Below are 23,579 nucleotides of genomic sequence, written 5' to 3'. Positions count from 1 at the left end.
ATCGAAGGACGCAGGCGCGGATCGTCACCGGCGACGACGATCCGCGACCGCGGGGGCGGCACATTGGAAGGGAGCCGGGGGGATCCGCGGCGAGCCGAGAGGGGAACTACCGTGATCGTCGGACTGATCATCGCCTGCGAGGTCGGCTTCTGGGTGCTGCTGGCCGCCGGCCTGGCCCTGCGCTACCTGGCGCGGATGCCCCGCCTCGGCGCGGCGGTGCTGCTGTGCGAGCCGCTGCTGGAGGTGGTCCTGCTGGTGGTGACCACCATCGACCTCAAGAACGGGGCCGAGCCGGACTGGAAGCACGGCCTCGCGGCGCTCTACATCGGCTACACGGTCGCGTTCGGGCACTACACGGTGAAGTGGCTCGACAGCCACGCCGCGTACCGCTTCGCCGGCGGCCCCAAGCCGCCCGGCGCGGGCTACGGCAGGGAGCGCGCCGCCCACGAGTGGCGGCTGTGGGCCCGCACCGTGCTCGGCGCCGCCGTCGCCCTGGCGCTGCTCCAGTGCGCGATCTGGTACGTCGGCGGGGACGGGAGCACGGAGTCGCTGCGCTCCTGGCAGTACGCGGCCCTGCGCGTGACCGGCATCCACGCCCTGATCGCCGTCTGCTACACGGTGTGGCCGAAGAAGGCCCCTGCCGGTGCGCCCGCCGCCCCGGAGCCGCAGCGGCTCACCGACCTCAGGAAGTGACCGCGGGAAGCGACCGCGGGGAGTGGCGGGGGAGGGGCTGCGGGACGGGTCGCGCGGGGGGCGGCCCGTCCCGGCGCGTCCCGTCCCGCCCGGGGGGCGGGCCGGGAGGGTGAGAAGGGGAGGGGCGCGGGGCGGGGCCTCAGCGCTCCCCGCCCGGGACCCACAGCACGTCCCCGACCTCCTTGTTGGCCGTACGGGCCAGGATGAAGAGGAGGTCGGACAGCCGGTTGAGGTAGGTCGCGGTCAGCGGGTTCATGACCTCGCCGTGCACCTCCAGGGCCGCCCAGGTGGAGCGCTCCGCGCGCCGGACCACCGTGCAGGCCTGGTGCAGGAGGGCCGCGCCGGGTGTGCCGCCGGGCAGGATGAAGCTGCGCAGCTTCTCCAGCTCCCCGTTGAAGCGGTCGCAGTCGGCCTCCAGCTTGTCCACGTAGAACTGCTCCACGCGCAGCGGCGGGAACTCGGGCTCCGCGACCACCGGGGTGGCCAGGTCCGCGCCCACGTCGAAGAGGTCGTTCTGGACGCGGACCAGCACCGCGGCGACCTCCTCGGACAGTCCGCCGAGGGCGAGGGCCGTGCCGATGGCGGCGTTGGCCTCGTTGGTGTCGGCGTAGGCGGAGATCCGCAGGTCCGTCTTGGCGGTGCGGCTCATATCGCCGAGGGCGGTCGTGCCCTTGTCACCGGTCCGGGTGTAGATGCGCGTCAGGTTCACCATGCCGCCAGCGTAGCCAGCACCCAACTGGGGGCCGTGCGCCACCGGGTGGGCCGTACCGGTGTGATGTCCGTCATCTGAGACGTGACGCGTGTTACTTCCCGGTCACACGGCCGCCCGCGGGCGCTAGTCTCCGCCGGAGAGCCGGAGTTCCGACAGAGATCCAGGGGTGTGCAGTGGCTGGGAAGCTTGCCGTCATCGGTGCCGGACTGATGGGGTCCGGAATCGCCCAGGTGTCCGCCCAGGCGGGCTGGGACGTCGTGCTGCGCGATGTCACCGACGCCGCCCTGACGCGCGGTACGGACGGCATCAAGGCCTCGTACGACAAGTTCGTCTCCAAGGGCAAGCTGAGCGCGGAGGAGGCCGAGGCGGCCCTCGCGCGCATCACGACCACCACGGACATGGACGCCGTCGCCGACGTGGACATCGTCGTCGAGGCCGTCTTCGAGAAGCTGGAGGTCAAGCACGAGATCTTCCGCACCCTCGACAAGCTGGTGCGCGAGGACGCGGTGCTCGCCTCCAACACCTCCGCCATCCCGATCACCAAGATCGCCGCCGTGACGGACCGCCCCGAGCGGGTCGTCGGCGCCCACTTCTTCTCGCCGGTCCCGATGATGCAGCTGTGCGAGCTGGTCCGCGGCTACAAGACCAGCGACGAGACCCTCGCCACCACGCGCGCCTTCGCCGAGTCCGTGGGCAAGACCTGCATCGTCGTCAACCGCGACGTGGCCGGCTTCGTCACCACCCGCCTGATCTCCGCGCTGGTCGTCGAGGCGGCGAAGCTGTACGAATCGGGCGTGGCCTCCGCCGAGGACATCGACATCGCGTGCAAGCTGGGATTCGGCCACGCGATGGGGCCGCTGGCGACCGCCGACCTGACGGGCGTCGACATCCTCCTGCACGCCACCAGCAACATCTACACCGAATGCCAGGACGAGAAGTTCGCCCCGCCGGAGCTCATGCGGCGCATGGTCGACGCGGGCGACATCGGCCGCAAGAGCGGACAGGGCTTCTACCAGCACTGAGCGAACGGCCGTTCGGATGCCCCACCCCCCAGGGTGAATTAGGTATCGGTTCGCTCACGGTCGGCAACTTCCCTGCCCGCGCGGCAGTCACTTCCGGTGAGAGTTGCCGACCACGGACCACTCGTACGCAGTACCTCCCGGGGAGCACACATGCACATCAGGGGCGACCACGCCGAACTGGCCGTCGGGGGCCGCCTCGACGTGCGCAGCGCCGCGGATGCCCGTACGGTCCTGCACTCCGCCCTCGACGACGGCGACGGCGACCTCGTCCTCGACCTGACCGCCCTCGACTCCTGGGACGCGACCGGGCTGGGCGTCATCATGGGCGCCCACCGGCGGGCCGGGCGCTCCGGCCGCCGGCTCGTGCTGCGCGGCGTACCGCCCCAGATGCAGCGGCTGCTCGTCGCCACCCGGCTGCACCGGATCCTGGCCATCGAGGGCGGAATCGCGGCGGAGTCCCTGCCGCGCTCCTGACCCGGGCCCCTGGACCGTGCGCTCCGCGCCCGGTGCGCTCCATCGCCGCGCGGGCCGGATTCTGCTGCGCAAATCATCAGCCCCGCCCAGCGGAGCCCCTGAGGCCATACCGTGATGGTCCGGTGCGGATGGGGACCCCGCCTGTTCCGTGATACTTGCCCTACGTCTAGGGTTCGGCCATCGGTACGTGGTGAGAAACCGCGGACCGGATGCCGGACCAGCAGCGACAGCGGAGTGTGCGAAGGCCGGGGAGAACGACGGCGCACGACGCGATCGGGGGGCTTTGGTCATGGACCGGATACAGGGGCTCGGAGGAGCCGCCGGACACTCCGGCACGCACGGGGGCCGCCCGCCGGGACCCGCCCGCATCCTCCGACTCCACTGCGGGGACGCCGTCCTGACGGTCAATCCGGTGGACGGCAGCGAGATAGAGGCCCGCCGCCCCGGCACCCCCGCCCCCGAGCCCGTCCGGCGCACCGCCGAGGACCGCGCCGCCCGCGCCCTCGAAGCCCGCCCGCAGGCCCCCGCCGGACCCGCCGCCCCGGCCCCCGACGCACACCTCCCGCTGCTGGAGCGCACCGAGCAGCGCGAGCGCCTGGTGCGGCTGCTCGGCGCCGGACGCTCCGTACGCCTCACCGGGCCCGCCGGATCCGGCCGTTCCGCCCTCCTCGACGCGGTGGCCGGGGACTGCGCCGCACTCGCCCCCGACGGGCTGGTCCGCCTCTGCGGCCACCGCCAGCAGGTCGCCGACCTCCTCCACGCCCTCTACCACTGCGTGTACGAGGCCCCCGACCACCGCCCCGACCGGCAGGAACTCCTCGACCGCGTCCGCGAGATAGGCGCCGTCGTCGTCCTCGACGACCTGGAGTTCGGCGGCGCCGCCCTCGACGAACTGCTGCGGGCCACCCCCGAGTGCGCCTACCTGATCGCGGCCGCCCCCGGCGCCCCCGCCCCCTCCCCGGACGCCCGCGTCGAGGAGGTCGAACTCGGCGGACTCGGCCGGCCCGCCGCCACCGAACTGCTGCAGCGCATCGCCGGCCGGCCGCTCACCGAGGAGGAGGACGCCTGGGCGGGCGCCCTCTGGTTCGCCTCCGACGGGCTGCCCCGCCGCTTCGTGCAGGCCGGCGCCCTGCTGCGGCAGCGCGACGAGATCAACCGCACCGACGAGGACGAGGACGGCGAGGAGCCCGGGGTCTTCGAGGAGCGCCGCGAGGGCGGCCACGCCGGACTGCCCTCGCTCGGCCAGACCGCCGCCCCGGCCGTCCTGCTCGCCTCCCGGCTCTCCGAGTCCGCCCGGACCGTGCTGCGCTTCGCCGTCGCCCTCGGCGGCGAGCTCCCGCACCCGGCCCACCTGCCCGCCCTGGTCGGGGACACCCACGCCGACACCGCCACCGCCGAACTGCTCGCCTGCGGGCTCCTGACCCCCGTCGGCTCCCGCCACCGGCTGGCCGACGGGGTCGCCGCCCAGCTGGCGGAGGCCGGGTACGGGGACGAGGCCGCCGAACTGGCCCTGACCGCAGCCCGCCACTACACCTGGTGGACCGGCCACTCCTCCGTCACCCCCGAGCGGGCCGCCGCCGAGGCGGACGCCGTGCTCGCCGTACTCGCCGCCCTGGTCCCCGGGCAGGAGGACGGGGAGCCCGCCGCCGCCGTGCTGCTGGCCCGCACCGCCGCGCCCGCCTTCGCCGCAGGCCTGCACTGGGGCGCCTGGGAGCGGATCCTGCGCGCTGGACAGGAGGCCGCGCGGATCGCCGGAGAGGTCGCCGAGGAGGCGTACTTCCACCACGAGCGCGGCGTCCTCGCCTTCTGCAACGGGCAGCTGGACCGGGCCCGGGCCGAGCTGGAGGCCTCCATCGCCCTGCGCGGGGCCCTCGCCGACAAGCGCGGCACGGTCGCCGGCCGGCGCGCCCTGACCCTCGTCGAGGACCGCGAGGGCGGCCCGCGCGCGGGCGCCCCGCTCTCCCCGCCGCTGGTCCTGGAGGCCCCCAAGCCCTCCGAGGCCCTGACCCAGGGGCTGCCCGCGCTCGGCCTGGACGCGGAGCCGGTCCCCGAGGTGGTCAAGGACGCCTTCCCGAGGCTCGCGCCGCCCACCGAGGTGGCCGCGACGCCGCCGGAGCCCGTGGTGCCGGTGCTCTCCGTGGGCGCGCCCGCCGCCCCGGCCGCGGCCGGGGTCCCCGGCGGGAAGCGGCCCGGCGGGCGCTCCCTGCTGCGCGGCGAGCGCAACGTGGTCGTGGCGGCCGCCGCGGCCCTGCTGGTGGCCGTGCTCGGCACCACCATCAGCCTCAGCCTGTCCGGCGACGACGAGGGCGGCCAGCGCCAGCGCAGCGGCCAGTACGTCACCACCGACGAGAGCGGCGACCCGGAGGTCGCCCCGGACGACGAGGGCGACGGCGGCCCGGAGGACGGCTCGGGCGGCTCCGGCGGGGGCTCGGGGGGCTCGGACCCCGCGGGTTCCGGGTCCTCCTCGTCCGCGTCGGGCGGCGCGGCCACCGGCGGCAGCGGCGGCACCGACCCGAGCGGCTCGCCCTCCGCCCCCGGCACCGGCCGCCCGACCCCGCCGACCACCTCCGGCGGCCCCAGCGCGGGCCCCGGCGGCGCGGACACGGGCGGTACGGACACCGGGGGCACCGACACGGGCGGTACCGACACGGGCGGTACGGACACGGGTGGCACCGACACGGGCGGTACCGACACCGGGGGCACGGACACCGGGGGCACGGACACCGGCGGTACCGACACCGGGGGCACCGACACGGGCGGTACCGACACCGGCGGTACGGACACGGGTGGCACCGACACGGGCGGTACCGACACCGGGGGCACTGACACCGGCGGTACCGACACCGGCGGCACCAGCCCGTCCGGCGGTACCGGCACCACCGCCGGCACCAGCTCCGGTTCCGGTACGACCAGTGGCCCCTCGGCCGCCGGCACCACCCCCGGAGCCTCCGCCGGCACCCTCTGACACCACTGCCCCGGCGCCGTCGTGACGGCGCCGGGGCAGTCGGCGTACGGCAGGTCCCGGACCCGCCGCGTGAGGGCTCAGAACAGCCGGAGCTTGTCGTCCTCGATACCGCGCAGGGCGTCGTAGTCGAGCACCACGCAGTCCATACCGCGGTCGTTGGCCAGCACCCGGGCCTGCGGCTTGATCTCCTGGGCCGCGAACAGCCCGCGCACCGGGGCGAGATGGGGATCGCGGTTCAGCAGCTCCAGGTAGCGGGTCAGCTGCTCGACCCCGTCGATCTCGCCGCGCCGCTTGATCTCGACCGCGACCGTCGCCCCGTCGGAGTCCCGGCACAGGATGTCCACCGGGCCGATGGCCGTCGGGTACTCGCGGCGGATCAGGGTGTAGCCCTCGCCCAGGGTTTCGATCCGGTCGGCGAGGAGCTCCTGGAGGTGCGCTTCCACGCCGTCCTTGATGAGGCCCGGATCCACGCCCAGTTCGTGCGAGGAGTCGTGCAGGACTTCCTCCATCGTGATGATGAGCTTCTCGCCCGCCTTGTTGACGACGGTCCAGACGCCGGCCTCGTCCCCGCTGCCCTCCTTGAGGGTGCAGGGCGGAGACATCCAGTTGAGCGGTTTGTACGCCCGGTCGTCCGCGTGGATGGAGACGCTCCCATCGGCCTTGACGAGGATCAGGCGGGGGGCGGAGGGCAGGTGGGCGGTGAGCCGGCCCGCGTAGTCGACGGAGCAGCGGGCGATGACGAGACGCATGGTGCGCAACGCTACTCGACCGGCACGCCCCGGCGCGATTCGCCCCTGAAAGCCCCCTTCGCTGGTGGCTCGTTGTATGCGCATTCTCCTGGTGCCGTACCCACGGGGCGCCTACCGTGTTAGCGGGAGGTCGCCGAATGTGCACGCTGCGTCGCTGCCTCCTTCCCTGCCCGTAAGGCCCCGGCCACCCGGGGCCGCGAGAGGAGAACCCATGTCGCTCGACGTCTCACCGGCCCTACTCGAACAGGCCGAGCGAGGCGAGGTCGACGAAGCCGCCTTCGTCGACTGCGTCCGGACCTCCCTGCCCTACGCCTGGGAGATGGTCAGTTCCCTGGTGGCCCGGTTGAAGGTGGACGGCGGAGAGTTCGCCGACAACCAGACGCCGCCGCCGGACGAGCAGGCCCGTGGCCAGCTGCTGCGCGCCCTCGCGAGCGATGCGATACGGGGCTCGCTGGAGCGGCACTTCGGGGTGCGCCTGGCCTTCCAGAACTGCCACCGCGTCGCGGTGTTCCCGCTGGACCCGGCCGCGGACGACCGGCTGGCCAAGTTCACGTCCCTCCGGGGCCAGCTCCTGAACCAGTCGCCGCTGCTCCGGGACTGCTAGGGCTTGTTTTGGAAGTTGGTGGTGTGCTGGGTGGGCCGTCCGGGGAAGTCGCGGGCGGCCATCCAGATGGTGAGGTCGCGGGCGATCCGGTCGGTGCTGGTTTCGGTGACGACGGAGTGTTCGCTGCGGGTTGTGTCGCGTCGGACGACCTCGTAGCCGCCTGCGTCCAGGACGGCGACCGAGGTGAACCAGACCGGGTCGTCCTCGTCGGGCTGGATGACGACGAAGGTGTTGTCCGAGTCGTTGAGGTCGTCGATCAGCATGAACAGCGCATCCTCGGACGGGTCCGCGATGTGGTCGCCGTTCTCGCTCTCGGCCCGGTAGTACGCAGTCCCCATCGGCCCTGTCTCCCCTCAACCCGCTGACTGATCGCGGCCAGAATGACATGCGCGGCCGACACTTCCGGCTGGTCACAGCCATTCGTTGATGGCGGCGATGAGAACGGTCGCCTCGAAGCGGACCGCGAGCTTGTCGAACCGGGTGGCCACCGCCCGGTTGCGCTTCAGCCGGTTGATGCCGCACTCGACCGCGTGCCGGGCCTTGTAGTCCTCGCGGTCGAAGGCCGGAGGCCGCCCGCCGAAGGTGCCCCGGCGCTTGCGGTGGCCGGCCTGACCGGCAGGTTCCGGGATCGTGCAGCGGATCCCTCGCCGACGCAGATACGCGCGGTTCGCGCGTGATGAATACGCCTTGTCACCACGGACCCGCAACGGGCGGACTCGGGGGCGGCCCAGGCCGATGCGGGGAACCCGGATGGCTTCCAGCACGGCGGTGAACTGTGGGCTGTCCCCGCGCTGACCTGCTGTGACCAGCAGCGATAACGGTTTCTGCCCTTGCTCGCAGGACAGGTGGATCTTTGTGGTCCAGCCGCCTCGGGACCGGCCCAGGCCGTGGTCGTCGGGTTCGGCCCGGTGGCCGCCCGGCGGTTCCTTCTGGGTCTGGCCGTCCCGCCGGGCACCGGCCGCGTGCTGATGAGCCCTGCAGATCGTGGAGTCCAGGTTCACGTCCCAGGTGATCAGCCCGGCGGCGTCCGCCCGGGCCTGCAACCGGGTCAACACCGCCGACCAGACGCCATCGCGCTGCCACCGACGAAAGAGCCCGTAGACGGTCTGCCACGGACCGTACTCGGGTGGCAGATCACGCCAAGGTGCACCGGTCCGCACCCGCCAGCGGATCCCGTCGATCAACCGACGCCGGCCGACCGACGGCCTGCCCAACACCGCGACCGGCAACAACGGCCCCAGCACCGCCCACTGGTCATCCGAAAGATCCCCTCGCCCCACACCGAGATCATCACGGCACAAGGCGAGACACGGACCCCAGTTCTAAAACACTGCCTAGCCGTCTGCCGTCCGCCGGTACCGACCCCGAAGCCGGTACCGGCACTGCGCTGCCGCTCCGAAGGCACGACCGGAGCGGCAGCCCTCCGGGATCAGCCCAGTGCGGGGAGCACCTCGGCGCCCAGCCGCCGGACGTTCTCCTCGGTGCCGGCGAGGTCCCCGGAGCCCTCGACGAGCAGGGCGAACCGGCTGATGCCGGTGCGCTCCGCCGTGGCGGCGAGCCGGTCGGCGGCCAGCCGCGGGCTGCCCACGGGGTGCAGGGAGCACAGCAGCTCGGTGTAGGCCACCGGGTCCCGCATGGCCCGCTGCCGCCCGTCGACCGTCTCGTACGCCGCCAGGCCCTCCCGCAGCCAGCCCGGCACCGCCTTCATCAGGGCCTCCACGGCGTCCTCGGTGCGGTCGGCGAGCTGGGCCACCCCCGCCGAGACGTGCCCGGCGGTGCGTACGAGCTCCGGATCCTGCCCCGCGGCGAGCGCGGCCTCCCGCCACATGGCCACCATCGCGGCCTTGTCCTCGTCCCCGCAGTGCATCCCCAGCAGCATCGGCAGCCCGCGCTCCGCGGCCAGCCGCACCGACGCGGGGGAGGTGCAGGCGAGGACCACCTCGGGTCCGGACCCGCCCGTCCCCGCGCCGTCCTCCGCGCCCGCCTCCATGGCCTGCGCGGGACGCGGGACCACGGCGACCTCGCGGAAGGAGTACCGGTCCCCGGCCGCCCCCACCCGGGGCTCGGCCAGCCACCGGCGCAGCAGGTCCAGCGACTCCGGGAAGTCCTCCTCGTACGCCGCCAGGCCGGTGCCGAAGACCTCCAGGTCCACCCAGGGGCCCCCGCGGCCCACCCCGAGGCTGAACCGCCCGCCGGAGGTCAGGTGCAGCAGGGCGGCCTGCTCGCCCAGCGCCACCGGGTGCGCGGTGGGCAGCACGCTCACGGCGGTCCCCACCCGCAGCCGCCGGGTCCGGCCCAGCATCAGGGCCGCCAGGGTCACCGCCGACGGGCAGACCCCGTACGGGATGAAGTGGTGCTCGGCGACCCACACCGAGTCCAGCCCGGCCTCCTCGGCCACCTCGGCGGTCCGCACCGCCCGGTGCAGCGCCTCCCCCTGCCCCTGGCCCGGGAACTGGGCCGCCAGTACAAACGCTCCTACCCGCATCGCCTTCTGCCTCCTCGCGGCTGACGCGCCTTTCCCCCTCGACGGCAACAACGTCTGACACGTGCCAAAGGCACGGGCGGAGGCGGAAGTTATTGAGATTGTCGGGGAATCACTTCCGTGGCGACCGGGATCGGACACTCGTGAACGGACTGTTTCCCTCCGCGGACACCATGGGGGAGACCGGTGCGGCTGCGCGTAGTCTGGAGCAAAGTCCCCGTCCGCAGTCTCCCCGTGAGGTATACGTGTCACCGCGCCACAACCGCCCCCGCGGCGGCGAGACCCCCCAGGATCGAGGCTCGGGCCGAGACTCCGAGGGAGCGGACCGCTTCGGCCTGGAGCGCACCGAGGAGTGGCTGGGCGAGGACTGGAAGGTCCGGACGGTCGCCGGGGCGAGCGCCCGGGGCAAGCGCTACCGCTGCCCGGGCTGCGACCAGGAGATCCCCTCCGGGCAGCCGCACCTGGTGGCCTGGCCCGAGTACGGGGGCGTGGACGACCGCCGGCACTGGCACAAGGCCTGCTGGAACGCGAAGGACCGCCGCACCTCGCGGGTGCAGCGGTCCCGGAACGCCCCGCGCTACTGACGGGGCCGGGCCCGCCGCGCGGCGGGCCCCCGCCTCAGATGTCCCGGCGGCCCGTGGCGGCGTACGCGCCCGCCACCGCGCCAGCCGTGACGAGCAGCAGCAGGGCGAACTGGCCCAGGCCGCTGGTCCCCGAGGCGTCACCGTCGGCCGGCAGGCCGAACAGGGCGCTCAGTGCGACGGGGGCGTTGTACCGCAGGATGCCCGTGCCGAGGGCCTGGGTGGTCTCCCAGACCGTGAGGAAGCCTCCGATGATCGGCGGCAGGGTGACCACGCCCAGCATCACGGCGATGGCCCCGGCCGAGTGCCGCAGCACGGCCCCGACGGCCAGTCCGAGCACCCCGAGCAGGGTGACGTACAGGCTGCCCGCGAGGGCGTCGAGCCATTCGCCCGCGCCGTGGTGGCCGGCGGCGGGGCCGCTGTGCACCACGGCGGCGGCGAGGCCGACGGTCAGGACCGAGCCGGCCACCGCGAGGAAGGCCGTGCCGGTGAAGACCAGGAGCTTGGCGGTCAGCACGCGGTAGCGGTCGGGGGCGGCGGTGAAGGTGGTGCGCACCAGCCCGGTGCCGTACTCCGAGGAGATCGTGAGCACGCCCAGGACGATCACGGCGATCTGCCCGACGAACAGCCCGAACAGCGCCGGGGCGATGAACGGCACCGACAGGAAGTCGCTGTCCTTGGTCTGCGCCACCGCGATCAGGCCGATCCCGACGACGAGGCCGACCAGCGAGCCCAGGGTCCACAGGGTGGAGCGGACCGAGACCAGCTTGGTCCACTCGGAGGCCATGGCGTGGCCGAGGTGCGGGCGGACGGCGGGCAGCGGCGAGGTGTAGGGCGCGCCGCCGGGGCTCGTGCCGGTGGTCGGGCCGGTCATCTGGGGTCCTCGGGGTCGGTCTGCGGGGCTGCGGGGGCGGCCGGCGACGGGGCCGCGGGGGCCAGGTCGGCGGGCTGGGAGGGCATCAGGAAGGGCGCGGTCCGCCCGGCCGCGTCCGGCGGGGGCGGTGCGAACCAGCCTTCCTCGGGGACCTCGGGGGCGGCGTCCTCGTCGGGCCAGGAGGGCAGCGCGTGCGGCTGCGGCTCCCACAGCTCGGCCCGGGGGTCGTCGGTGGAGGTGTACTCGACGGAGCCCTGGGTCATGCGCATGTACGCCTCCTCCAGGGAGGCCCGGTGCGGGGAGAGCTCCCAGAGCCGGATGCCGGCCGCATGGGCCAGCGCGCTGATGCGGGGCAGGCCCGGGCCCGTCACCCGCAGGCCGCCGTCGGGCTCGTTCAGCACCCGGGCTCCGGCCTCCTCCAGGGCGGCGGCGAGCCGCTGCCGGGCGGCTGCGGGGGACTCCCCGCCGTCCTCCGCGACCCGTACGCGGGCGAAGCCGGCGGAGTTGCGCGAGATGAACTCCTGCACGCCCATGTCGGCGAGCAGCCGGCCGCGGCCGATGACGATCAGGTGGTCGGCGGTCAGGGCCATCTCGCTCATCAGGTGCGAGGAGACGAAGACCGTACGGCCCTCCGCGGCGAGCTGCTTCATCAGGTTGCGGACCCACAGGATGCCCTCGGGGTCGAGCCCGTTGACCGGCTCGTCGAAGAGCAGCACCTGGGGGTCGCCGAGGAGGGCCGCGGCGATGCCCAGCCGCTGGCCCATGCCCAGGGAGAAGCCCTTGGCGCGCTGCCGGGCCACGTCCTGGAGGCCCACCACGCCGAGCACCTCGTCCACGCGCTTCTCGGGGATCCCGGAGAGCTGGGCGAGGGCCACGAGGTGGGAGCGGGCCCGGCGGCCGCCGTGGACGGCCTTGGCGTCGAGGAGGGCGCCGACGTGCCGCTGGGCGTGGGGCAGGGAGCGGAAGGGGTGGCCGTTGATCGTCACCTGGCCGGAGGTGGGCCGGTCCAGGCCGAGGATCATGCGCATCGTCGTGGACTTGCCGGAGCCGTTCGGCCCCAGGAATCCGGTCACCAGACCGGGCTTGACCTGGAAGGACAGCTGGTCGACGGCGGTCTTCGCACCGAAGCGCTTGGTCAGGCCGACTGCCTCGATCATGCTGCTCGTCCCTTGCCTGGCCCGGGCGGCTCTCGCCCTCGTAAGGCTTAAGAGCTTACTGGGGCCCTGCCGGTTCCGTCCCGGACCGGCCCCGGGGGTGACCCTGATCCCACCCCTGAGCCGTCCCTGAGAAGGCCCCCGGGGAGCGGGTTCAGGCGTCGCGGTGCTTGAGGACCAGCCAGCCGCCGACGAGTGCGGCCGCCACCCACAGCACCATGATCCCGAGCCCGGTCCACGGCCCGTACGGGGACGGGTCGCTGCCCATGGCCTCCGGGACCACCTGCATGATCTTGGCCCCGGCCTGGTCGGGGAAGTAGCGGGCCACCTCCTTGGCGCCCGGTACGGCGGACAGGATCTGCGAGACCAGGAAGAAGAAGGGCATCAGGATGCCGAGGGAGAGCATGGAGCTGCGCAGCATGGCCGTGACGCCCATGGAGAAGACCGCGATCAGGGCCATGTAGAGCCCGGCGCCGAAGACGGCCCGCAGGACGTTCGGCTCGCCGATGGAGGTCCGGTGCCCGCCCAGCAGGGCCTGTCCGAGGAAGAAGGACAGGAAGCTGGTCGCCATGCCGATCACCAGGGCGAGGACGGCGGCCACCGCCACCTTGCTGAACAGGAAGGCGGCCCGCTGGGGCACGGCGGCCAGGGAGGTGCGGATCATGCCCGAGCTGTACTCGGTGCCGACCACCATCACCCCGAAGACCACCATGGCGAGCTGGCCGAGGACCATCCCGGAGAAGCTGATCAGGGTGGGGTCGAAGGTGGCCCGCTCGATGTCGGAGAGGTCGTCGAACTGCGACTTCATGAGGGCGCACAGGGCGGCGCTCAGGGCCACGGTCACCACGAGTGCGCTGACCAGGGTCCAGGTGGTCGAGGCCACCGTACGGATCTTGGTCCACTCGGAGGTGAGGACGGCGGTTACCGGGGCCATCGGTCACTCCCCCTTGCGCTGCTCGTCGTAGGAGGCGCCCCAGGGCCGGGCGGGGCCGGCCGCGGGCGCCGGGGCCTGCGGAGGTGTGCCGGGGCCGGGCCCGGGGGAGTGGGCGTGGTACTCGACCGTCTCGGCGGTCATCCGCATGAAGGCCTCCTCGAGGGAGGCGCGCTGCGGGCTGAGCTCGTGCAGGACCAGCTGGTGGCGGGCGGCGAGCTCGCCGATCCGCTCGGCGGCGACCCCGTCGATCTCCACGCTGCCGCCGCCCGCGTCGACCGCGGTGATACCGGCCTCGTGGAGGGCGTCTTTGAGGCGTTCCTGCTGCGGGGACCTTACCCGCACGTAACTACGGGAGTTCTGCTGAATGAAATCGGCCATCGAGGTATCGGCCAGCAGCCGGCCCTGGCCGATAACGATCAAATGATCCGCCGTGAGGGCCATTTCGCTCATCAGGTGGCTGGACACGAAGATGGTCCGCCCCTCTGCCGCCAGGCCCTTCATGAGATTGCGGATCCAGTGAATTCCCTCGGGGTCCAGACCGTTGACGGGCTCGTCGAACATGAGGATCTCCGGATCCCCCAGCAGTGCGGAGGCGATTCCCAGCCGCTGACCCATGCCCAGCGAGAAGCCTTTCGACTTCTTCCTGGCCACGGCCGTCAGTCCGACGATGTCGAGCACCTGCGCGACCCGCTGCTCCGGGATCCGGTTCGACTGGGCCAGGCACAGCAGGTTGTTGTAGGCGCTGCGCCCGCCGTGCATCGCCTTGGCGTCCAGCAGGGCCCCGATGTACTTGAGGGGCTCGTCCAGTTCGCGGTAGTGCCGGCCGTCGATGCGGACCGTACCCGCGGTCGGGTTGTCCAGGTCCAGCATCATGCGCATCGTCGTGGACTTCCCGGCCCCGTTCGGCCCGAGGAACCCCGTCACCACCCCCGGCCTGACCTGGAAGCTGAGGTGGTCCACCGCGGTCTTCGCGCCGAATCGCTTCGTGAGTCCCTCGAGCTCGATCATGCCGAACACGCTAGAACGGCCAAGGGCCCCCCGCCACCGGAGTGACGGAGGGGCCCTTGGCCGTACGGGGGTGGGTACTGCGGTACTGCTGTCGTGCGGTGGAGGGCTGCTGCGCCGCCCTCGCGGGGACTAGCGGCTCTGCTGCGCGGGGACGCCGCGGGTCACCGGCTCGTCGTCCATCGGGGAGCCCGCCGCCGCCACCGCGGCACCGGTCAGCGTCGCCAGCATCTCGCGGACGTTGGTCAGCTGGGCGTTGATGGAGTCGCGGCGGTTGGTGAGCGCCGCCAGCTCGCGCTCCGATTCGCTGCGGATGCGGTCGGCCTTGGCGTTGGCGTCGGCGACGATGTCCTCGGCCTGGCGCTGTGCGGTCTCCACCGTCTGGCGGGCCCGGCGCTCGGCGTCCGTACGGAGCTTCTCGGCCTCCAGGCGCAGCTGCTCGGCCCGGTGCTCGATCTCGGCGAGGCGCTTCTCCGCCTTGGCCTGACGGGAGGCCAGGTCGCGCTCGGACTGCTCGCGGCGCTTGGCCAGGTTGGTCTCGAAGTCCGCGGCGGCCTGGGCGGCCTTGGCGCGGGTCTCCTCGAACAGCGCGTCGGCCTCCTCGCGCTTGGAGGCGGCGTCCTTCTGGGCCTCGGCGCGCAGGGTGGCGGAGTCGGACTTGGCCTTCTCCACGATGCGGACGCCCTCGTCCTCGGCCTTCGCCTTGCGGTCCGCGGCGAACGACTCGGCGTCGTTGCGCACCTGCTGGGCGGCGGACTCGGCGAGCTCGCGGTGCTGCTCGGCGGCGCGGCGGGCCTCCTCGCGCAGGTCCTTCGCCTCCTCCTCGGCGAGGCGCAGGATCTTCTCGACGCGCGCACCGAGGCCGGCGTACGACGGCTCCGCGTCGCTGACCTGGGCCTGGGCGTTCTGCGTTTCGAGGTGGAGCTCTTCGATGCGCTTTTCCAGCGAGCTGATGCGGCCCAGGGCGCCGTCGCGGTCGGCGACGAGCTTGGAAATGCGGTCGTCCACCTGACCGCGGTCGTAACCACGCCGCACGAGCTCGAAGCCGAAGGGGGAGGAAGTGTCGCTCATGGGGTTCCTGTCGAATGAGACCGATGAGTTGCTAGGTGAGGTGTTAAGGGGATCCTAGGCGCCGGAGCGGCGTGTCATCGAGTCAATCCGCGTTTGATCTGGACAATGACACCCCTTTTGAGTGGCAAGGCGACGGAATGCTTGTCACTCGTTCGCCTGATCCTCCATCAGGAGCACACTTCCGGTACCGCTCGCTAGCCCTCTGACGACTTGCCACCCGAACGAGTGGATCCCGCCGCCGCGCCGGCCTTGACCCCGCCCCCGGTCTGACCGCCCGCCGAGCCGGTGGAAGACTTCCCGCCACCCGTAGGCGCCTCGAATGATTCCAACGCCTCAAGGACGTCCTGGACACGGGAGATCTCCGCCTGAATGTCCTCCCGGCGGCGCACCAGCACCTCCAGCTCGCGCCGGCCCTCGGCCACCAGCTGCTCCGCCTCCGCCTTCGCGTCGGCCCGCAGCGCCTCGGCCTCCCTGACCAGCACGGCCTTCTTCTGCTCGGCCTCCTTGAGCAGCGCCTCCGCCTTGCGGACGGCCGCGATGCGCACCTTGCTCGCCTCGCTGCTGGCTTCGGACACCAGGTCCTTGGCCTTGCGCTCGGCCAGCTCGCTCTGCTCGGTGGCCGCCTTGACCAGGTTGTCCACCCGCTCGCCGGCGGTCTTCATCTGCTCGGCGGCCTCCCGGCGGGCCCGGTCGTGCAGCTCCTCCACCTCGGACTCGACCCGGGTGCGCAGCTCCTCCGCGCGCTCCCTTATGGCCGCCGCGTCCGTCCGCGCGCCGACCAGCAGCTCGTCCGCGTCCGTACGGGCCTTCTCCACCGTCGAGTTCCCCTCGACCGTGGCCTCCGAGGTGATCCGCGCGGCCTCCTTGCGGGCCGCGTCCACCATCGCGTCGGCCTGCTCCTCGGCCGCCGTGGTCGCCGCGAGCGCCTGCTTCTGCGCCTCGGCCGTCAGCTTCTCCGCCTCGGCGACCGTCTCGCCGATGAGCCGGTCCGCCTGCTCGGCCGCCTCGGAGCGCCGCTTGTTGGCCGCCTCGCGGGCCTCGTCCTGCATCCGTTCGGCCGCCTCGCGGGCCTCCGTGCGCAGCCGCTCCGCCTCGCCGGCCGCCTCGGCCTTGACCCGCTCGGCCTCCGTGCGCGTCCGCGTGGCGTGCTCCTGGGCGGAGGCCACCGTCTCGGCCGCCTCGGCCCGCAGCCGCTCGGCCTCCGCCGCGGCCTCGCCGACCGTGCGCTCGTTGGCCGTCCGGGTCTCGGACGTCAGCCGCTCGGACTCCGAGACGGCCTCCGCGAGGAGCCGGTCCGCCTGCTCGGCGGCCTCCGACCGCAGCCGGTTGCCCTCGGCGCGGGCCTCGTCGAGCGTCTGCTCGGCCTCGCGCTCCGCCGAGGCCAGGGTCTCGTTCGCCGCCGCCGTGACCCGCTCGGCCTCCGCGGTGGCCTCGCCGATGATCCGGCCGCCCTCGGCGCGCGCGCCCTCCAGGGCCTCGCGGGCCTCGGCGCGCAGCCGACCGGCCTCCTCGGCCGCCTCGCCGACCGTGCGGTCGTTGGCGGCCCGGGTCTCGACCGTCATCCGCTCGGTCTCGGCCTGCGCCTCGCCGACCAGGCGGGCGCCCTCGGCGCGCGCCGCGTCGATGACCTGCGCGGCCTCGGCCCGTACGGCCTCCGCGTCCTCCTGGGCCTGCGCCCGGACCCCGTCGGCCTGCTCCGCGGCCTCCGAACGGATGCGGTTCGCGTCCTCGCGGGCGTCCGCGCGGGTGCGCGCCGCGTCCTTCTCCGAGGCGGCGAGGGCGTCCGTGGCCTCCGTACGCAGCCGCTGGGCGTACTCCGCGGTGTCGGCGCGCAGCTGCTCGGCCTCGGTGATGGCCTCGGCGACCGTGCGCTCCGCGAGGGCCTTCGCCGCGTCCGTCTCGGTCTTGGCGTCCGCACGGATCCGGGCGGCGTCCTCGCCGGCCCGCTCCCGCTCGGCGTACGCGTCGGCGCGGACCCGGTCCGCCTCCTCCTGCGCCTCGGTGCGGGTGCGGCCGGCCGCGTGCTCGGCGGCGCTGCGCAGCCCGGCGACCTCCTCCTCGGCCTGCTCGTGCAGACCGGCGACGGACTCGCGGACCTCGCGCGCCGTCTGCTCGGCCGCGGAGACCAGCTCGGTGGCGCGCGCGTCGGCCTCCTCGACCAGCCGCTGCGCCTCGGCCTGGGCCTCCTCGACCCGCTTGCGGGCCTGGGCGAGGAGCTCCTCGCTCTGCTCGCGGGCCTGGTCGCGCTCGCGGCCAGCCTCCTCGCGGGCCCCCGACAGGGTCTCCTCGGCCTCGCGGCGGCGCCGCTCGGCCTCCTCACGGGCGGCGGACAGGGCCTCGGCGGCCTCCTCGCCCACCCGCTCGGCGGCGGCCTTCGCCTCGGCCCGCAGCCGGTCGGCGGTCTCCTGCGCCTCGGTCTTCAGCCGCTCCGCCTCGGCGGCGGCCTCGGTACGCAGCCGGACGGCGGCCGACTCGGACTCGGCGCGGGTGCGGGCCGCGTCGTCCGCGGCCCCGTCGCGCAGCCGCTGGACCTCGGTCTCGGCCAGGGCCTGCTGGGTGCGGATCCGCTCGGCGGACTCCGTGCGCAGCCGCTCGGCCTCCTCGGCGGCCTCGCGGCGGATGCCCTCGGCCCCGGACCGGGCGTCGCGCAGGGTCTGCTCGGCGGTGCCGAGGCGGCCCTCGGCCTCTTCGTGGAGGCGGGCCAGCTCGGCGTCGGCCTCGGCCCGCTTGGCGGCCAGGGCCCGCTCGGTCTCCTCGCGGCGCTCGCGCGCGGCCCCGTCGGCCTCGTCGCGCACGGCCTGCGCCCGCTCCTCGGCACCGGTGCGCAGCTCCTCGGCCTCGGTGCGGGCCCGCTCCAGGGTCTCCGCGGCCTGCGCGCGCAGAGCCGCGGCCCGCTCGACGGCCTCGGCGCGGACCCGCTCGCTCTCGGCGGCGGCCCCGCCGCGCAGCCCGTCCGCGTCGGCCTTCGCCTTGGTCAGCAGCTCCTCGGCGGTCTTCGCCGCCTCCTCGATCTGCTGGACGGCCTCGCGGCGGGCCTCGCCGCGGATCCGCTCGCCCTCGGCGACGGCCTCGGCGCGCAGCTGCTCGGCCTCGCCGCGCAACCGCCGGGCCTCCTCCTGGAGCTCGACGGTCTTGGCGCGGTACTCCTCTGTGTCGTCCTTCGCCGCGCCCTTGAGCTGCTCGGCGGTGGCGGCGGCCTGGGAGCGCAGCCGCTCCGCCTCGGCCTCCGCCTCGCGGCGGATCCGCTCGGCCTCCTCGCCGGCGGCCCGCGTGGTGGCCTGCGCGTCCTCGGAGGCCTTGTTCAGCACGTCCTCGGCGGTCCGGGCGGCCTTGGCCAGCTGCGCGGCGGTGTCCTCCGCGGCGGCGGTACGGGCCTCCTCGGCGGCCTCGGTGCGGATCCGCTCCACCTCGGCGCGGGCGTCGGCGAGCACCTGCTCGGCCTCGCCCTTGAGGACCTCGGCCTCCTTGGTGGCCTCGCCGACCAGGCGGGCGACCTGCTCCTTGGCGGTGCGGGTGCGCTGCTCGTTGACGGACTCGGCGGAGCTCAGCTGCCGCTCGGCGCTCTCCTTGGCCTCCGCGAGCACCTTCTCGGCCTCGGCGCGGGCCTCGCGCAGGGTGCTGTCGGCCTCCTGGACGCGCTGCTCGGCGACCCGGCCGAGGTCCATGGTCTGCTGCCGGGCCTGCTCGGCCTCGGCGGTGGTGCTGGTCCGCACCCGCTCGGCGTGCTCGGCGGCCTCCTGGGCCTGCGCGGAGGCGGCGGTCAGCAGCCGCTCGGCCTCCTTGCGGGCCCGGGCCAGCGTGGCCTCGGCCTCCGTACGGGCCGCCTCGGCCTCGGCGGACATCCGGCGCCGGGTCTCCTCGGCCACGCGGGCGGCCTCGGAGCGGGCGGCGCCCAGGGACTGCTCGGCCTCGGCGCGGGACTCCTCCAGGAGCCGGCGGGCCTGGGACTCCGTACGGGCGCGCAGCTGCTCGGCCCAGGCGACGTTCTCGTTGACGTGGGACTCGACGGTCTGGCGGCGCTCGTTGAGCTCCTGGTCAAGCCGCTGGCGGCGGCTGACGGCCTCGGCGTGCAGCTCGGCCTGGAGCCGGGCCTGGTGCTCGGCGTGCTCCTGGAGGATGCGCTGGGTCTGGGCCCGGGCCTCGCGCAGCTCGCGCTCGGCGTCGGTGCGCATCTGGTCGGCCTGGATCTGCGCGTTGCGCAGCAGCTGCTCGGCCTGGTAGCCGGCGTCAGCCGAGTCGTAGGCGGGGCGGGACGCCAGGTTGCGGCGTGCCTCGTGGAGCTTCGCCCGCAGCACCTCGACCTGGTATCCCAGGTCGTCGGCGTGCTGGACGGCCTTCTCGCGCTCCTTCTTCAGCCGCTCCATCTCGGCCTCGAAGCGCGAGAGATGGTCGGCCTCGGCCTGAATACTCTCCTGGCGTTCGTAGCCCCGCACGGCGCGGTCCCATCCGTCCCCTGGTCGCAAGCTCTCCCAAAGAGCACCGTCCGCCCGCTGAACGGCGCCCCCGGGGAATGGTGTCAGATTCCCGCCGCGGGACGCGGACCCGTACAGGCCCCGGCCCCTCAGCGCACGCCAAACCCCGGCCGAGCCACCGTCACTCTACCGGCCGGGGAATCCGGTGGTCAGTGCTCAGGGTCGGGGAGCTCAGTGCTCCGGGTTCGAAGTGACCAGTTCGGTGAGGACGCCGTGGCAGTCCTTGGGGTGGAGGAAGGTGATCCGCGAGCCCATGGAGCCGGTCCGCGGCTGGTCGTAGAGGACGCGCACGCCCTTGCCGCGGATGGCCTCGGCGTCGCCGTCCACGTCCGCGGTGCCGAAGGCGATGTGGTGCACGCCCTCGCCGTTCTTGGCCAGCCACTTGCCCACGGCGGAGTCCTCACGGGTGGGCTCCAGCAGCTGGAGGTAGGAGGCGCCGCCGTCCGAGGTCTCGTTGATCTTGAGCATGGCCTCGCGGACGCCCTGCTCCTCGTTCACCTCGGTGTGGAACACCTCGAAACCGTACGTGGCACGGTAGAACTCGACGGTCTTGTCGAGGTCGAAGCAGGCGATCCCGATGTGGTCGATTCTTGTCAGCATGGGTTCAGTGCAGCGCTTGACAGGGTGGTTACGCAACGTGCGCGCGATCACACCTGTTGCCCGGTGACCCCGCCGGTACCGCTCAGTACATTGACGTAAACCCTCGTTCACTCCTCAGCTTCCCCAGCTGAAAGGGGATTCGCCAACATGTCCGGAACGAACAGCACCACGTCGGTGATCGTCGCCGGGGCCCGCACGCCCATGGGTCGCCTTCTTGGTTCTCTCAAGTCCTTCTCCGGCGCCGACCTCGGCGGCTTCGCGATCAAGTCCGCGCTGGAGCGGGCCGGCATCTCCGGGGACCAGGTCCAGTACGTGATCATGGGCCAGGTGCTCCAGGCCGGCGCGGGCCAGATCCCGGCCCGCCAGGCCGCCGTCAAGGCCGGCATCCCGATGAACGTGCCCGCGCTGACGATCAACAAGGTCTGCCTCTCGGGCCTCGACGCCATCGCGCTGGCCGACCAGCTCATCCGCGCCGGAGAGTTCGACGTGGTCGTGGCCGGCGGCCAGGAGTCCATGACCAACGCCCCGCACCTGCTCCCCAAGTCCCGCGAGGGCTACAAGTACGGCGCCGTCGAGATGCTCGACGCGATGGCGTACGACGGCCTGACCGACGCCTTCGAGGGCATCGCCATGGGCGAGTCCACCGAGAAGCACAACACCCGCCTCGGCATCGACCGCGCCCCGCAGGACGCCTTCGCCGCCGCCTCGCACCAGCGCGCCGCCGCCGCCCAGAAGAACGGCGTCTTCGAGGCCGAGATCACCCCGGTCGAGATCCCGCAGCGCAAGGGCGACCCGGTGCTCTTCTCGGCCGACGAGGGCATCCGCGCCGAGACCACCGCCGAGTCCCTCGGCAAGCTGCGCCCGGCCTTCGCGAAGGACGGCACGATCACGGCGGGCACCTCCTCGCAGATCTCCGACGGCGCCGCCGCGGTGGTCGTGATGAGCAGGGCCAAGGCCGAGGAGCTGGGCCTGGAGTGGATCGCGGAGATCGGCGCCCACGGCAACGTGGCCGGCCCGGACAACTCGCTCCAGTCGCAGCCGTCCAACGCGATCCTGCACGCCCTGGAGAAGGAGGGGAAGCAGGTCGCCGACCTCGACCTGATCGAGATCAACGAGGCCTTCGCCGCGGTTGCCGTCCAGTCAATGAAGGACCTGGGCGTGACCTCCGAGAAGGTGAACGTCAACGGCGGCGCCATCGCCCTGGGCCACCCCATCGGCATGTCCGGCGCCCGCGTGGTGCTGCACCTGGCGCTGGAGCTCAAGCGGCGCGGCGGCGGCCTCGGAGCGGCCGCCCTGTGCGGCGGCGGCGGCCAGGGCGACGCGCTCATCCTGCGCGTGCCGAAGGCGTGACCTGCGCGACCCAGTGAGCCCGACCGCACCGAACCGAGGAGCGCAGAACGCATGACGGTGGACGTCCCCCAGCTCGTGGCGCAGGCCCGCGAGGGCAGGCCCCGGGCGGTGGCCCGGCTGATCTCACTGGTCGAGGGGGCGTCCCCGCAGCTGCGCGAGGTGATGGCCGCGCTGGCCCCGCTCACCGGCAGGGCCTACGTGGTCGGCCTGACCGGCTCCCCGGGGGTCGGCAAGTCCACGTCCACCTCGGCCCTGGTCACCGCGTACCGCAAGGCCGGCAAGCGGGTCGGCGTCCTCGCCGTGGACCCGTCCTCGCCCTTCTCGGGCGGGGCGCTCCTCGGCGACCGCGTGCGCATGTCGGACCACGCCTCCGACCCGGGGGTGTACATCCGCTCGATGGCCACCCGCGGCCACCTCGGCGGGCTCGCCTGGGCCGCCCCGCAGGCCATCCGGGTGCTGGACGCGGCCGGCTGCGACGTGGTCCTGGTGGAGACGGTGGGCGTGGGCCAGTCCGAGGTGGAGATCGCCTCGCAGGCCGACACCTCGGTGGTGCTGCTGGCCCCGGGCATGGGCGACGGCATCCAGGCCGCCAAGGCGGGCATCCTGGAGATCGGCGACCTGTACGTGGTGAACAAGGCCGACCGGGACGGGGCCGACGCCACCGCGCGGGAGCTGAACCACATGCTGGGGCTGGGGGAGACCCGCGGCCCCGGTGACTGGCGCCCGCCGATCGTCAAGACCGTGGCGGCCCGGTCCCAGGGGATCGACGAGCTGGTCGAGGCCCTGGAGAAGCACCGGGCCTGGATGGAGGAGCGCGGGGTGCTCGCCGGGCGGCGGGCGGCCCGGGCGGCCCGCGAGATCGAGACGATCGCGGTGACGGCCCTGCGCTCGCGGATCGGGGACCTGGGCGGGGACGCCCACCTGGGCGGTCTCGCGGAGCGGGTCGCCGCCGGCGCCCTGGACCCGTACGCGGCGGCCGACGAGCTGCTGGCCGGGCTCACCGCGGGCGCCTGAGGGACCGTACGGCCCCTCCCGGGGCCCGTACCGCACCCGGACGCGCCGGTGCCCCCGCCCCCTCCTCGCGAGGGGGCGGGGGCACCGCCGTGTCAGGTGTTGGGGCGCTTGCCGTGGTTCGCGCCCTTCTTCTTGCGGGCCCGCCGCTTGTTGCCGCGCTTCGACATGGCGTCTCCTCCGTCAACTCCGTCGGCTCCGTGTCCGCAGCCGAAAGCAGGGTCAGAAACAGGCATCCCGGACAGATCGGGCGTTCGCCAGTCTACGGAGGCGCTGCGGATCGCGCAGGCGGGCCGGCGCCGCTCAGACCTTGCCGCGCCGGTCGCGCAGGTGCTCCGCGACGGGCTTGAGGGAGCTGCGCAGCTCCTCCAGCGCCTCGGGGGAGAGCATGTCGATGAAGTGCGCGCGCACGGAGGCCACGTGGTGCGGGGCGACCTTGCGCATGGTCTCCATGCCCTGGTCGGTCAGGACGGCGTACAGCCCGCGGCGGTCGGACTCGCAGTTCACGCGGACCACGAGCCCGGCGCCCTCCATCCGGGTGATCTGGTGGGACAGGCGGCTCTTCGACTGCAGGGTCGCGGTCGCGAGGTCGCTCATCCGCATCCGGTGGTCCTCGGACTCCGAGAGGTTGACCAGGATCTCGTAGTCGTTGTTGGTCAGGCCGAAGGGCTGGAGGTCCTTCTCCATCTGGTACGTCAGCAGCCTGTTGACGTCGAGGTACGTGCGCCAGGCGCACTGCTCGGCGTCGCTCAGCCAGGGGACTGCCCCGGACTGGTCCTGGGGGAGGGGTGCCGTCTCGGTCTCCATAAGAGGACTCTACCCTAAG

22 protein-coding genes are annotated in these 23,579 nt (G+C 73.5%); 8 read left to right on the top strand and 14 right to left on the bottom strand.

What is annotated here, in order from left to right; all coding sequences use genetic code 11:
• Positions 1-111 precede the first annotated feature (111 nt).
• On the top strand, positions 112-693 hold the full coding sequence (locus ACZ7JZ_RS29485) for a hypothetical protein (RefSeq protein ID WP_470944600.1): 582 nt from the start codon (positions 112-114) through the stop codon (positions 691-693).
• Positions 694-832: 139 nt separating this feature from the next.
• Here the strand turns inward: ACZ7JZ_RS29485 and ACZ7JZ_RS29480 are convergent, their stop codons facing one another.
• Positions 833-1,405 (bottom strand): cob(I)yrinic acid a,c-diamide adenosyltransferase, encoded by a 573-nt coding sequence (locus ACZ7JZ_RS29480; protein ID WP_470944598.1) that lies wholly within the window; start codon positions 1,403-1,405, stop codon positions 833-835.
• Between the two features lie 173 nt (positions 1,406-1,578).
• Between ACZ7JZ_RS29480 and ACZ7JZ_RS29475 the strand changes: the two genes are divergently transcribed.
• The 3 genes from ACZ7JZ_RS29475 to ACZ7JZ_RS29465 all read left to right on the top strand — a co-directional run bounded on the left by ACZ7JZ_RS29475 (position 1,579) and on the right by ACZ7JZ_RS29465 (position 5,866).
• On the top strand, positions 1,579-2,427 hold the full coding sequence (locus ACZ7JZ_RS29475; protein ID WP_470944595.1) for a 3-hydroxyacyl-CoA dehydrogenase family protein: 849 nt from the start codon (positions 1,579-1,581) through the stop codon (positions 2,425-2,427).
• A gap of 150 nt (positions 2,428-2,577) precedes the next feature.
• A complete protein-coding gene (locus ACZ7JZ_RS29470) occupies positions 2,578-2,901 on the top strand; it encodes an STAS domain-containing protein (protein ID WP_470944593.1) in 324 nt (107 codons plus the stop codon).
• Positions 2,902-3,190: 289 nt separating this feature from the next.
• A complete protein-coding gene (locus tag ACZ7JZ_RS29465) occupies positions 3,191-5,866 on the top strand; it encodes an ATP-binding protein (RefSeq protein WP_470944591.1) in 2,676 nt (891 codons plus the stop codon).
• Positions 5,867-5,943: 77 nt separating this feature from the next.
• Here ACZ7JZ_RS29465 and nucS read toward each other — a convergent pair whose 3' ends face one another.
• Entirely contained in the window at positions 5,944-6,615 is a 672-nt protein-coding gene (nucS, locus tag ACZ7JZ_RS29460) for an endonuclease NucS (protein WP_470944588.1), read from the bottom strand.
• Between the two features lie 211 nt (positions 6,616-6,826).
• Between nucS and ACZ7JZ_RS29455 the strand changes: the two genes are divergently transcribed.
• Positions 6,827-7,219: an SCO5389 family protein gene (locus ACZ7JZ_RS29455; protein WP_470944585.1), complete on the top strand. Its 393-nt coding sequence runs from the start codon at positions 6,827-6,829 to the stop codon at positions 7,217-7,219.
• On the opposite strand, the gene ACZ7JZ_RS29450 is transcribed toward ACZ7JZ_RS29455, so the two are convergent.
• The 3 genes from ACZ7JZ_RS29450 to ACZ7JZ_RS29440 form a co-directional block, all read right to left on the bottom strand.
• On the bottom strand, positions 7,216-7,557 hold the full coding sequence (locus ACZ7JZ_RS29450; RefSeq protein WP_470944582.1) for a hypothetical protein: 342 nt from the start codon (positions 7,555-7,557) through the stop codon (positions 7,216-7,218). The two genes, ACZ7JZ_RS29455 and ACZ7JZ_RS29450, sit on opposite strands and share 4 nt — an antisense overlap.
• Positions 7,558-7,629: 72 nt before the next feature.
• Complete coding sequence (locus ACZ7JZ_RS29445) at positions 7,630-8,499, bottom strand: IS5 family transposase (RefSeq protein WP_470944581.1); 870 nt, start codon at positions 8,497-8,499, stop codon at positions 7,630-7,632.
• Positions 8,500-8,648: 149 nt separating this feature from the next.
• On the bottom strand, positions 8,649-9,704 hold the full coding sequence (locus tag ACZ7JZ_RS29440) for an LLM class flavin-dependent oxidoreductase (RefSeq protein WP_470944578.1): 1,056 nt from the start codon (positions 9,702-9,704) through the stop codon (positions 8,649-8,651).
• Between the two features lie 242 nt (positions 9,705-9,946).
• Here ACZ7JZ_RS29440 and ACZ7JZ_RS29435 point away from each other — a divergent pair, with 242 nt between their 5' ends.
• Complete coding sequence (locus tag ACZ7JZ_RS29435) at positions 9,947-10,285, top strand: ATP/GTP-binding protein (RefSeq protein ID WP_470944575.1); 339 nt, start codon at positions 9,947-9,949, stop codon at positions 10,283-10,285.
• 34 nt (positions 10,286-10,319) lie between these two features.
• Here ACZ7JZ_RS29435 and ACZ7JZ_RS29430 read toward each other — a convergent pair whose 3' ends face one another.
• From ACZ7JZ_RS29430 to mce, 7 genes are all read right to left on the bottom strand, one after another.
• Entirely contained in the window at positions 10,320-11,156 is an 837-nt protein-coding gene (locus ACZ7JZ_RS29430; protein ID WP_470944573.1) for an ABC transporter permease, read from the bottom strand.
• The gene (locus tag ACZ7JZ_RS29425; RefSeq protein WP_470944570.1) at positions 11,153-12,313 is read right to left on the bottom strand and encodes an ABC transporter ATP-binding protein; all 1,161 of its coding nucleotides are present in this window, start codon (positions 12,311-12,313) and stop codon (positions 11,153-11,155) included. The genes ACZ7JZ_RS29430 and ACZ7JZ_RS29425 overlap by 4 nt, the downstream gene beginning before the upstream one ends.
• A 151-nt stretch (positions 12,314-12,464) precedes the next feature.
• A complete protein-coding gene (locus ACZ7JZ_RS29420; RefSeq protein ID WP_470944568.1) occupies positions 12,465-13,244 on the bottom strand; it encodes an ABC transporter permease in 780 nt (259 codons plus the stop codon).
• 3 nt (positions 13,245-13,247) lie between these two features.
• Positions 13,248-14,252, bottom strand: a complete 1,005-nt coding sequence (locus ACZ7JZ_RS29415) for an ABC transporter ATP-binding protein (protein ID WP_470944565.1) — start codon at positions 14,250-14,252, stop codon at positions 13,248-13,250.
• 129 nt (positions 14,253-14,381) lie between these two features.
• The gene (locus ACZ7JZ_RS29410) at positions 14,382-15,320 is read right to left on the bottom strand and encodes a cellulose-binding protein (protein WP_470944562.1); all 939 of its coding nucleotides are present in this window, start codon (positions 15,318-15,320) and stop codon (positions 14,382-14,384) included.
• Between the two features lie 194 nt (positions 15,321-15,514).
• The gene (gene scy, locus ACZ7JZ_RS29405; protein WP_470944559.1) at positions 15,515-19,753 is read right to left on the bottom strand and encodes a polarized growth protein Scy; all 4,239 of its coding nucleotides are present in this window, start codon (positions 19,751-19,753) and stop codon (positions 15,515-15,517) included.
• Positions 19,754-19,963: 210 nt separating this feature from the next.
• Positions 19,964-20,392, bottom strand: a complete 429-nt coding sequence (mce, locus tag ACZ7JZ_RS29400) for a methylmalonyl-CoA epimerase (protein ID WP_470944556.1) — start codon at positions 20,390-20,392, stop codon at positions 19,964-19,966.
• A 147-nt stretch (positions 20,393-20,539) separates the two neighbouring features.
• On the opposite strand from mce, the gene ACZ7JZ_RS29395 reads away from it, so the two are divergent.
• Positions 20,540-21,742: an acetyl-CoA C-acetyltransferase gene (locus ACZ7JZ_RS29395; protein WP_470944554.1), complete on the top strand. Its 1,203-nt coding sequence runs from the start codon at positions 20,540-20,542 to the stop codon at positions 21,740-21,742.
• Between the two features lie 51 nt (positions 21,743-21,793).
• Positions 21,794-22,756, top strand: a complete 963-nt coding sequence (gene meaB / locus ACZ7JZ_RS29390; protein ID WP_470944552.1) for a methylmalonyl Co-A mutase-associated GTPase MeaB — start codon at positions 21,794-21,796, stop codon at positions 22,754-22,756.
• A gap of 92 nt (positions 22,757-22,848) precedes the next feature.
• Here meaB and ACZ7JZ_RS29385 read toward each other — a convergent pair whose 3' ends face one another.
• Together ACZ7JZ_RS29385 and ACZ7JZ_RS29380 are read right to left on the bottom strand one after the other, a co-directional pair.
• The gene (locus tag ACZ7JZ_RS29385; protein ID WP_372460710.1) at positions 22,849-22,923 is read right to left on the bottom strand and encodes a 50S ribosomal protein bL37; all 75 of its coding nucleotides are present in this window, start codon (positions 22,921-22,923) and stop codon (positions 22,849-22,851) included.
• 133 nt (positions 22,924-23,056) lie between these two features.
• The gene (locus ACZ7JZ_RS29380) at positions 23,057-23,560 is read right to left on the bottom strand and encodes a MarR family winged helix-turn-helix transcriptional regulator (protein WP_470944549.1); all 504 of its coding nucleotides are present in this window, start codon (positions 23,558-23,560) and stop codon (positions 23,057-23,059) included.
• Between the last annotated feature and the right edge of the window lie 19 nt (positions 23,561-23,579).

This window comes from Streptomyces sp. NPDC038213, from assembly GCF_055600495.1.
Note: the sequence above shows the minus strand (reverse complement) of the source record. Positions and strands in the feature narration are given on the sequence as shown.

Coding starts and splice junctions, on each gene's coding strand:
- ACZ7JZ_RS29480 (WP_470944598.1), bottom strand. CDS start 1,405: ATGGTGAACCTGACGCGCATCTACACCCGGACCGGTGACAAGGGCACG.
- ACZ7JZ_RS29470 (WP_470944593.1), top strand. CDS start 2,578: ATGCACATCAGGGGCGACCACGCCGAACTGGCCGTCGGGGGCCGCCTC.
- ACZ7JZ_RS29465 (WP_470944591.1), top strand. CDS start 3,191: ATGGACCGGATACAGGGGCTCGGAGGAGCCGCCGGACACTCCGGCACG.
- nucS (WP_470944588.1), bottom strand. CDS start 6,615: ATGCGTCTCGTCATCGCCCGCTGCTCCGTCGACTACGCGGGCCGGCTC.
- ACZ7JZ_RS29455 (WP_470944585.1), top strand. CDS start 6,827: ATGTCGCTCGACGTCTCACCGGCCCTACTCGAACAGGCCGAGCGAGGC.
- ACZ7JZ_RS29450 (WP_470944582.1), bottom strand. CDS start 7,557: ATGGGGACTGCGTACTACCGGGCCGAGAGCGAGAACGGCGACCACATC.
- ACZ7JZ_RS29440 (WP_470944578.1), bottom strand. CDS start 9,704: ATGCGGGTAGGAGCGTTTGTACTGGCGGCCCAGTTCCCGGGCCAGGGG.
- ACZ7JZ_RS29430 (WP_470944573.1), bottom strand. CDS start 11,156: ATGACCGGCCCGACCACCGGCACGAGCCCCGGCGGCGCGCCCTACACC.
- ACZ7JZ_RS29425 (WP_470944570.1), bottom strand. CDS start 12,313: ATGATCGAGGCAGTCGGCCTGACCAAGCGCTTCGGTGCGAAGACCGCC.
- ACZ7JZ_RS29420 (WP_470944568.1), bottom strand. CDS start 13,244: ATGGCCCCGGTAACCGCCGTCCTCACCTCCGAGTGGACCAAGATCCGT.
- ACZ7JZ_RS29415 (WP_470944565.1), bottom strand. CDS start 14,252: ATGATCGAGCTCGAGGGACTCACGAAGCGATTCGGCGCGAAGACCGCG.
- ACZ7JZ_RS29410 (WP_470944562.1), bottom strand. CDS start 15,320: ATGAGCGACACTTCCTCCCCCTTCGGCTTCGAGCTCGTGCGGCGTGGT.
- mce (WP_470944556.1), bottom strand. CDS start 20,392: ATGCTGACAAGAATCGACCACATCGGGATCGCCTGCTTCGACCTCGAC.
- ACZ7JZ_RS29395 (WP_470944554.1), top strand. CDS start 20,540: ATGTCCGGAACGAACAGCACCACGTCGGTGATCGTCGCCGGGGCCCGC.
- meaB (WP_470944552.1), top strand. CDS start 21,794: ATGACGGTGGACGTCCCCCAGCTCGTGGCGCAGGCCCGCGAGGGCAGG.
- ACZ7JZ_RS29380 (WP_470944549.1), bottom strand. CDS start 23,560: ATGGAGACCGAGACGGCACCCCTCCCCCAGGACCAGTCCGGGGCAGTC.